Origin of the sequence: Enterococcus sp. S183_ASV_20 (genome assembly GCF_018919685.1) — a bacterium.
Taxonomy (GTDB): domain Bacteria; phylum Bacillota; class Bacilli; order Lactobacillales; family Enterococcaceae; genus Enterococcus; species Enterococcus faecalis.
Window position 1 is genome coordinate 1 of sequence record NZ_JAHLRI010000073.1, and the last position, 9,906, is coordinate 9,906.

A 9,906-nucleotide genomic window follows, 5' to 3' on the forward strand; every position below is an offset into this window, starting at 1 on the left:
GGATCTTCTGGCGTTGGTGCAGGCGGTGTTACGGTTGGCTTGTTGGAATGTAACACGTCACCTTCGTTGCCAAAGTTCAAGTCGGCTTGGTTGGGAATCCCGCCTTGTTCAATATAAGGCGCTAATTCTTCATCCGTTGCGTCAGTTTTAATTTTAGTGGTGATAGTCATTGTGTATGTATGACCAGCTAAGTAAGAGTAGCTGTCATCTTTTTTGTTCATTTCAAAAGTTACTTTGTTATTTTCTTGTGTTACTGTGCCGTTAGCTGTAACATCTTTGCCATTTTCATCTGTGACAACGACTTTTTGGATATCTAATAATTGGTTAATATCATCTACTAAACTGGCTTGTTGCCAAGTACTTGTTTCGTTACCAAAGGCTGTTTTGACATGCCAATCGAAACTATCTTCACGATTGGTTAAATCTAAGTGCTCTTGATTTTCGATATCTTTTGTAATCGTTGGATCTTCTGGCGTCACGTCACACGCATGCGCATTGTCATTTTTAGGAATCGTCGCTTCTGGAAATTCCTTAGCAATTGTTCCTTGATTCATTGTCCCACTACTTACAAGGGTTGCTGCATCAATCGCTGTATTTTCTTTGACTTCGTAGTGAATCGTGATGTTTCCTACGTAACCTTCTGTACTAGTTGCTGAAATGGTTTGTCCGTTAATTTGAACAGGCACATCATTTCCAGCATCGTCCGTAGCGGTCGCCGATTGAATATCAAATTGATTGGCAATCGTTAATGAAGCTGTTGCTGGTGTCGATTGCGCCAGACGATCTTTGACAATTTGTTTTAATTGGGTTGTAAAATCATCAATAGATTGGCTTGTAATAAAATCTTCTGGTGTGCTAGATCCTTGTTGCAACTCTTGTTTTACAAAAGGACCCACTTCTGTTTTATACTTATCAAAATATGAATTTACTGAACTTAAAGATTCAACACTTTCCCAATACGCATTAATCATTTCATAGCCTTGGTTAGTAATTTCTTGGTTTAACGCTAAAACTTCTGCTGCTGCACCTTGATAGTCATTACTATACTCAACCGAAACTTGAAAAGGATGTCTTGGATCTGGATATTCATTGATTGAATCATTGGTGTTGGTTTTATGCAAGTAACCATCTAAACGTGTATTAGCGACCCCATCTGTCACTAATAAGAAATATGTTTTTCGATTCGTTAAATCTCCGTGTGTTTGATTGTACGTATCTAAAGCAAGTTTCAATCCTGAGGCAGTTGGTGTACCACCATACGTCCGAACATCTCCAAATCCAGAGACAAATTGGCTTTTATCATGGGTTAATTGAGTATCAACACGCACATTCATATCATAATCAGCTGAATTAATTTTTACTTTTCCATCAGGAAATATAAATTGTTTTCCGCCACGATACGAAGCCAGCATCACGCGGTCTTGATCAGATAAACCTTGAACCACTTCATCAATCGCTTGTCTTACATGTGGAAAATTATCTGAAAAACTACCACTGGCATCTTCAACCACCACTAAATCAACCGGTTCCGTTTCACCCGCTTGAACTGGGAAAGCAGCTTGTCCTTCCAATATCCGTTTACAATCAGCTAGACTGTCGTCTTTCACTTTCACCGTATTGGTCATTCCTTCTGTATCTCCTGCTTTAACCACTCCTTCGGCTAAAGCCAATGTGGGACTGAAATTTCCCACAACTGTTCCAGCGACAATCACCATTGTCGATAATAATTTCGTTGCTTTCTTAAACATTTTAATCCTCCCTATTTTCTTTCGCTAGTGTTTGGGACACTTGCTTCTCTTTACTTCAACTACAGCTCCTTAAATCTTTCATCAAGTCGATGTGTCTCCTTGCTTTTGTGACACATCTCTTACTCAATTTCTGATTCTATCACCTTTAAAGGCTAAAACTTGGCAGTATTCGGCTCTTGAAAACGTAAAATTTGTCTTTTAAAAATTAATGAAAAGACTATCCACTGACAAAGTTGGTTTTCACTTACTTTTTGCTACTTGATTCCTTTTAAGACTCTTTTTTTACACAAAAAAAGTAAAAGAACCTTTACAGCCCTTTTACTTAATTGTTAGATGCTATTCATAATTTTCTTAGTTTTGTTCTATAAGCTGAATAGTTTAGCCCGTTTATTTCAACAATATTTGACGTTAGTCAGCCGTTTCGTTATAGTTAAAGAAAAGGCTTTTTGGTAGGAGTGAATACGATGAATGAGTGGCCCCATCAGTTAATGACGCTTTTAACCCCACTTTTTGAGCTATGTATTTTAGGACTGAATGTTTTTTCGATTATTGTTTTAGTTTGGGGTGTTTGTTTAGCAGGAAAAGATTTCATTAAAAGTGAACGACAAAATCAAAGCCGCTTTACCTTAACCAAAATGAATACGTTCATCAAAAACTTCCTTGGTAGCTACATTCTGTTAAGTTTAGAAATTTTAATTGCTGCTGATATTATTGAATCCATTGTCAAACCAACTTTTCAAGATATTTTGAAATTGGCAACCTTGGTGATCATCCGTACAGTTATTTCTTATTTCTTACATAAAGAAATTGAAGACACTATGACCGATATGGAACAACAAGAAAAAGAACCAGATACCCCAAAAAATTAGCGGGTACGCTGGTTCTTTTTTTATTTAATCGCTTTAAAATAATGAAGTGGTTCGTTAGACAAACGCTGCATTTTACGTTTTTTATCTTCAATAATTGCTAAAATCTCGTCTGAAAAATTTTCTAAAATAACACGGCCGCCTTTATAGGTGTGACCACCCATTTCAGCAACTTCGCTGGCCGTCAAAATGACTTTACGATGCGCAATTTTTTTGAAAAATTCTTCAATTAAGTACGTCGGTAAGTAAAAATTATTTTGAGCAGAAAATGATTCCAAATAAATAAAATCATCGATGCTGATGAAACAATCATCCATCGATAAGTATTCAATTGATCTGTCTATATATAATTCACGCTTTTGTAAAATTTCTTTGACTTTTTTATTTAATAAATTCAATGATTCAATTTCTTTAACCAAATGTTCTAGTTCACGATAACGTACTTCTTTTCGCTCTTTGTAAGATGAATGTAAGGCGGCACTTGCTGTGACTATTAGCGCACCGACGATTACACCGACCATTCCGGCGATAAAAACAAACATATTTTTCCCCTCGCTCTTTTCTAATTTTCCATTTTAGTATAACATAATCCAAAAGTTTCGGATAAAAAATGGCACAAAATTTTTCAAGCGACTTCGTTGACCTTTATTGACCAAAGAGGTATACTTTTCATAGGCATTCAAAGTGCTTTGTGATAGAATGACTTTAAAAGTTTCTTTATATAGGAGGATTTACTTATGAATTTAATTCCAACAGTTATTGAACAATCATCTCGCGGTGAACGTGCTTATGACATTTACTCTCGTTTATTAAAAGACCGCATCATTATGCTAAGCGGCCCTATCGATGATAACGTGGCAAACTCAGTGATTGCACAGTTATTATTCTTAGATGCCCAAGATTCAGAAAAAGACATTTACTTGTACATTAACTCTCCTGGTGGTAGCGTTTCTGCAGGCTTAGCGATTTTCGATACCATGAATTTCGTTAAAGCGGATGTCCAAACTATCGTATTAGGAATGGCGGCTTCAATGGGTAGCTTCTTATTAACAGCTGGTCAAAAAGGCAAACGTTTCGCTTTACCAAATGCGGAAATCATGATTCACCAACCACTTGGTGGCGCTCAAGGGCAAGCAACAGAAATTGAAATTGCTGCTCGTCACATTTTAGACACTCGTCAACGTTTAAATTCAATTTTAGCTGAACGAACTGGCCAACCAATTGAAGTGATTGAACGTGATACCGATCGTGATAACTATATGACTGCCGAACAAGCAAAAGAATATGGTTTAATCGATGAAGTAATGGAAAATAGTAGCGCCTTAAATTAAAAATAAAAAAATGGAAACAGCGACAGTCGCTGTTTCCATTTTTTTTATTTTTCAATGTATCCACGTAATTCTTCTTCAGTGACACTTTCGTCAAAGATATGCTCACCAATGATGATCGTTGGTACAAATTGAATGTGCGCCGCATTGGCTTCAGCAATCACTGCGGAAACAAGCGTTGCATCTTTTTGTTCTTTTAAGCCCAGATTTTTTTCAGCATACGTCGCTACTTCTTCTAAGGTTAAGTTTCCCCATTCATCTTGCGTAGCAAACATTTTATGCAATGCTGACAGCGCTTGTTCAGGCGCTGAATAGTCAATGTAGTGATGCATCACATTGCCGCGTTGTAAACTTTCTTTTTCTTTATCAAACAACTTAATGATACGTTCAACTTTACCACTTTTGACAGATTGTGCTAACAGTTCCTTAGACTCTTCAAACCATTTTCTGCAATAAGGACAGCGAACATTGATAAATTCTATCATTTTGACAGGGGCATTGCTCTCACCAATGTGAAGCCCTGTTTCTGTGTTAACTTTTGTTGCATCAATTACTGAAATATCCATAAAAAAACCTCATCCTTTCAAACCTTTATTTCTCTTTTAGTATACCGTTTTTCAATAAAAAAATCATAAGACACGAATTCAAATTTTCTGAATTCGTGCCTCTGTTCACTTTTTTAACGATTAATCGAACGAGCCATTCTAGCAACAGTATGTCTTTTCCCACGTATCGCATCAGAAAGCTCTTTAATATTTTCAATACCAACTAAGCCCATATTGGCATCGCCAATATGTTGAATATCTACGCCTAAAATTTTATTTCTAATGCCGATTGCTTGGATAACTTCAGGTTGAGCACTTTCTTGTGAAGTTCCAATGGCACTCATAACTAATTTTCCTTTTGAATGTGCAAAATCCACAACTTCTTTGACTTGTTGATCATCGATGCCCCAAACCGTGCCGACTGCTGGGACTAAGACAATATCAGCGCCCGCTTCAATAAATTGTTCAGCTGATTTTAAACTGACCACTGGTTCATCTACGCCTGAACTGTGCATTTTTCCAGCAATAATGATACCGTCAAAATGTTTTTTGGCTAAGGCCACGTTCTTAGCAATCAAGTCGTTGGTCACGCCAGTTCCTGGATTACCTGTCAATAAGATAAAATCCAAACCCAGTTCATTGGCTTTTTTGAAAGTAGCTGCTGATGCTTTTCTACCTGGTTCAATCGAAACTCTCGTTGAAGCTAAGTCTAAATTTTCATCAACAGGTTCGACATTCATGCCAATCGGTAAACCGACTAGTTCTTTCAAACGATGAACAACCTCATCATTAGGGACACATGTTTCCGCAGTATATTGCCCTTCATAAGCAGCTACTACAATCGGTTGATTAACATCGAAAACATTCAATAAAATCATGTCTGCGCCATATGCTTTTGACATTTCCGCACAAGTGATATCACCTGCTACGGATGGATGAACTACCACATTTTCCGATAAAATTACGCGCCCTTCGCTCGCTTTAATACTCTGAAACAGCTCTTCTTTTGACATCCGTTTGATTTCTGATGCATTTGCACTAATTAATCGTTGAACCATTTTGACCCCTCCAATAGTTTTTAATGTTTTAGTTAAAAACAGCAATAAGTAATCGCTTGCATTTTATTACATGCAACATTCGTGCCAACGTCGTTTCTTTAAACCACAGGTCAACACTACATTTCAACGCTACACACTTTTTGCACACTTTAATTTTTTTTACACGCTTAAAGAAAAAGTGAAGGATAGCACTTCAAACGGAAATGTTATTCTTCACTTCTGGAGCAGAAAAGTTACGCACTTTTTTCTCGTAATTTTTCTGCAAATTCATTAATTTTTCGAATACGATGATTAATACCTGACTTAGAAATAGCTCCTGAAGGAATCATTTCCCCTAGTTCTTTGAGACTAACTTCCGGATACTCTAACCGTAATTCTGCGATTTCCTGAAGTTTCTCCGGTAATGACGTCAGCCCTACTGTACTTTCAATAAATTGAATATTTTCAATTTGTTTTGAAGCCGCATCAATGGTTTTATTTAAATTCGCTGTTTCGCAATTCACTAAACGATTTACTGAATTCCGCATATCACGGACAATCCGGACATCTTCAAATTTCAACATAGAGTTCGTGGCACCAATTAATGTTAAAAAGTCGGCAATTTTTTCAGCACCTTTTAAATAACAAATATACCCATTTCGGCGTCCCAATGTTCGAGCGTTTAAGTCATAGTAATTCAACATCTTACAAATATCATTATTGTGTTCTTCATAAATTGAAAAAATTTCTAAATGATAGCGACTTGTTTCCGGATTATTAACTGAGCCAGAAGCCATGAAGGCTCCACGTAAATAGGAACGCATTTTTTGCGCGTTACCCATGATTTCATTTGACACATTGCCATTAAAAACGACCCCATCCATAATATCCAAATCAGCTAGAATTTTTTGTGTATCTTGTTTTAGACGCACAATGTAAACATTATTTTTCTTTAGTTTCATTTTTTTACGAACTAATAATTCTGCTTGTGCATGGTAATGATCTTTCAGCAATGAATACATTCGACGAGCAATTGCAGCATTTTCCGTTTGTACATTCAAGACAAACTGTTGATTAACTAAGCTAAGTGAGCCGTTCATCCGAATTAATGCTGCTAATTCTGCTTTCGCGTGTTCTCGATGGACTTCTAAACCAGTTAACTCTTTTTTGACATCCGAGGCAAAAGACATCTAAGCTCCTCCTCTCTTGATTCTTTTGATTAATTAATATTTCGTTCCAAATACGATACGGAAAAGTTCTTCAACAACTTTTTCCCCATCATGAAAAACTCCGCCATCTCTTAATTCTAAAAAGTCTGTCGAAATAACTCGGCATCCTTCTTCACGTAATCCTTGAAAATCATGCTTTACTTGAACCAAATATTCATCATAAATTTCAGGATCCATGTAATTTTCTGGTACTTTTTCTGTATTAACCAGCACTGTATCAACAAACTGCGCTTGTAGATGTTCGTTTAAGACACGAACATGATCTGCATCCGTAAAATGTTCCGTTTCCCCTTTTTGGGTCATGATGTTACAAATATAGACTACTTCCGCAGCTGTTTGTTTGATGGCTTCACCAATTTCTGTAATAACTAAATTAGGTAAAATACTTGTAAAAAGACTCCCTGGTCCTAACACGACCATGTCTGCTTCTTCAATTGCTTTGACGACTTTACGCGCAGCTCTTGGCTGTTCTTCTCCGTGTGTATTTGTTACAAACACATGGTCAATCGTCTTGCGATCCAGTGCAATTTTTGATTCTCCCACCGCCACTGAGCCATCTTTAAATACGGCATGTAACGTTAATGGCCGTTCTGATGATGGATAAATCCGTCCATCAACATGCATCATTTTTGAAAGCAATTGAATCGCTTCATACGTACTTCCTCTCATTTCTGAGACAGCAGCAATGATTAAATTACCGATTGCATGATTGGCAAAATGACTATCTGATTTATCAAAACGATATTGAAAAATATCTTCATATAATTGTGGCATATCTGACAATGCCACTAAAACATTTCTTAAATCTCCCGGAGGTGTCATGTTATTAATAGAGGAACGAAGCTCGCCACTACTACCGCCGTCATCAGCGACCGTTACGACGGCAGTAATATCAACACTTTGATTTCTTAAACTTTTTAAAATTACTGGCAAGCCTGTTCCACCACCAACAACCACAATCTTCGGTTTACGAATTCGATAGGTTTTCATTAAGAGCGATTAACCGTTTCTTTTCTTTTTAAGCGGTCGCGGTGGGTAATATTTACATGGTAATCTTCCTCTTTTAATTCAGCGCCAACACGTTCTGTCAATGCAACAGAGCGATGTTGTCCGCCAGTACAGCCAATTGCAATGGTGACGCTACTTTTACCTTCTTTTTTATATCCAGGTAAGACTGTTCGCAGTAAATCGATAAATTTGGTATAAAATTCATCTGTTTCTGGGAAGCCCATCACATAATCATAAACAGGTTGATCCATTCCAGTTAACGGCCGTAGTTCATCAATATAATGGGGATTAGGTAAAAAGCGAACATCCATAACGATATCTGCATCAATCGGCAAACCATATTTAAAGCCGAAGGACACCATTTCCACTCGAAATTCGTGTGTCTCTCTCGTTGCTAGTTCTTTATTCAAACGTTCCCGCAATTGACGAGGGGACAAGTCCGTGGTATCAATAACCAACTGAGCATCCGCCTTGATTTCTTCCAGCATTGCACGTTCTTTACGAATACCTTCTGTCACTAAACCATCCATCGCCATTGGATGCGCACGCCGTGTCTCTTTATAACGAGAAACTAACTCTTCATCGGTGGCATCTAAAAATAAAATCGTTGTATCAATAAAATTAGTATTTTCAAGTTCGACTAACATATCCTGAATTTCTCTAAAGAAGGTCCGTGAACGTAAATCGATCACTAACGCAATCTTGGTAACTTTTCCAGATTCTTTAATTAATTCCCAAAATTTTGGGATTAAGCTTGGTGGTAAATTGTCGATACAGAAATAGCCCATGTCTTCAAAGCTTTGAACAGCGACTGTTTTTCCAGCGCCACTCATTCCTGTAATAATAACCAGTTGTAAATTTTCTGGCATATTCAACACTCCCTTCACTTGCATCACTATATTATAACACCCCGGGCGTATCAAAGAAAGCTTTTCAATCATTCTTATAAAGATTTCTATTCTTTCATAGAAAAACAGCATTGACATTTTTGGGCTCTATACTTTTTGATGTTGGTGGATGACACCAGCATCTTTTTTATTTTCCAAAACATATAGAAAAGACACCTTGAAATCCTTTAGAATTAATTTGGCGAACCAACCCAAAAGGAGGAATCAAGATGTCTTACACTCACCTTATCAAAGAAACATTAGATATTCTAGACTTATCAGTTACTTTTAACGAAAATTGTCTCACAAAAGAAAAATACAAAGGGCAAATCTGTCATATTTATCGTGGAAACTTGATTTATACAGCCCAAGAATGCATCCACTGTAAACACCAGATTGCTTCAGATATTGTGCGTTGGGGTACAACAACCGTCCGGTTGTTAATGAACGATGTTTCTGAATACCGTACCTACCTCGAATTGAAAAAGCAACGCTTCAAATGCAAAGCTTGTCAGCGGACCTTTGTCGCAGATACTTCTGTTGCGAAAAAACATTGTTTCATCAGTGAGAAAGTCCGCTGGTCTGTCGTGACTCGTCTGAAAAAAAATACCTCAATGACAGAGATCGCCGCTCAGAAAAATCTATCGGTCTCTTCTGTTTACCGTATTATGAAGCGATTTTATCGTCCGTTGAATCCTTTTCGGACACCGTTACCTAAGGTACTTTGTTTTGATGAATTCAAATCAGTTCGGGGTGTTTCAGGTGCTATGAGTTTCATCATGATGGATGGACAAACACAGCGCTTATTGGACATTGTCGAGAACCGACAACTGCCTTTTTTAAAACGTTATTTTAGTCATTTTTCACGAGAAATTCGTGAAGCGGTCGAATGGATCGTGATTGATATGTACGCTCCTTATGTATCGCTCGTTAAAAAGCTGTTTCCAAAAGCACAGCTGATTATTGACCGGTTTCACATCGTCCAACATATTGGTCGTACCTTTCGCAATCATCGAATCAAAGAAACGAACCAACTATTAAAAAGCAAAGAACAAAAACACTATCAATTAGGTAAGCAATTAAAAAGATACTGGAAACTTCTTCAAAAAGATGAACGCAAGCTTGATTATACTCGACGCCTTTGGCGACCTGGCTTCAAAGCTCATTTAACAGAGACCGATATTGTGGATCGCTTACTGAAAGGGAGCCCTGCTTTGCGTGTAGGCTATCAGTTATATCAAGACTTTCTTTACGCTGT

10 protein-coding genes are annotated in these 9,906 nt (G+C 37.4%); 3 read left to right on the plus strand and 7 right to left on the minus strand.

What is annotated here, in order from left to right; genetic code table 11:
• On the minus strand, positions 1-1,748 hold a 1,748-nt coding region (locus tag KQI94_RS14115; protein WP_049090581.1), incomplete at its 3' end, for an isopeptide-forming domain-containing fimbrial protein.
• Between the two features lie 464 nt (positions 1,749-2,212).
• Here KQI94_RS14115 and KQI94_RS14120 point away from each other — a divergent pair.
• Positions 2,213-2,617 (plus strand): DUF1622 domain-containing protein, encoded by a 405-nt coding sequence (locus tag KQI94_RS14120; protein WP_002383026.1) that lies wholly within the window; start codon positions 2,213-2,215, stop codon positions 2,615-2,617.
• A 20-nt stretch (positions 2,618-2,637) separates the two neighbouring features.
• Here the strand turns inward: KQI94_RS14120 and KQI94_RS14125 are convergent, their stop codons facing one another.
• Entirely contained in the window at positions 2,638-3,156 is a 519-nt protein-coding gene (locus KQI94_RS14125; RefSeq protein ID WP_002355635.1) for a hypothetical protein, read from the minus strand.
• A gap of 195 nt (positions 3,157-3,351) precedes the next feature.
• Here KQI94_RS14125 and clpP point away from each other — a divergent pair, with 195 nt between their 5' ends.
• A complete protein-coding gene (gene clpP, locus KQI94_RS14130; protein WP_002355633.1) occupies positions 3,352-3,945 on the plus strand; it encodes an ATP-dependent Clp endopeptidase proteolytic subunit ClpP in 594 nt (197 codons plus the stop codon).
• Between the two features lie 44 nt (positions 3,946-3,989).
• Here clpP and KQI94_RS14135 read toward each other — a convergent pair whose 3' ends face one another.
• The 5 genes from KQI94_RS14135 to rapZ all read right to left on the minus strand — a co-directional run bounded on the left by KQI94_RS14135 (position 3,990) and on the right by rapZ (position 8,630).
• On the minus strand, positions 3,990-4,508 hold the full coding sequence (locus KQI94_RS14135) for a DsbA family protein (RefSeq protein WP_002392072.1): 519 nt from the start codon (positions 4,506-4,508) through the stop codon (positions 3,990-3,992).
• Between the two features lie 113 nt (positions 4,509-4,621).
• A complete protein-coding gene (locus tag KQI94_RS14140; RefSeq protein WP_002358737.1) occupies positions 4,622-5,545 on the minus strand; it encodes a PEP phosphonomutase in 924 nt (307 codons plus the stop codon).
• A gap of 233 nt (positions 5,546-5,778) precedes the next feature.
• Positions 5,779-6,714, minus strand: coding sequence for a DNA-binding protein WhiA (gene whiA / locus KQI94_RS14145; RefSeq protein WP_002358736.1), 936 nt, complete (start codon positions 6,712-6,714; stop codon positions 5,779-5,781).
• Between the two features lie 33 nt (positions 6,715-6,747).
• Positions 6,748-7,743 (minus strand): YvcK family protein, encoded by a 996-nt coding sequence (locus tag KQI94_RS14150; RefSeq protein WP_002355627.1) that lies wholly within the window; start codon positions 7,741-7,743, stop codon positions 6,748-6,750.
• Entirely contained in the window at positions 7,743-8,630 is an 888-nt protein-coding gene (gene rapZ / locus KQI94_RS14155; protein ID WP_002355625.1) for an RNase adapter RapZ, read from the minus strand. The genes KQI94_RS14150 and rapZ overlap by 1 nt, the downstream gene beginning before the upstream one ends.
• A 248-nt stretch (positions 8,631-8,878) precedes the next feature.
• On the opposite strand from rapZ, the gene KQI94_RS14160 reads away from it, so the two are divergent.
• Positions 8,879-9,906 (plus strand): ISL3-like element IS1251 family transposase (locus KQI94_RS14160; protein WP_216454298.1); only part of this gene is annotated, 1,028 nt, incomplete at its 3' end.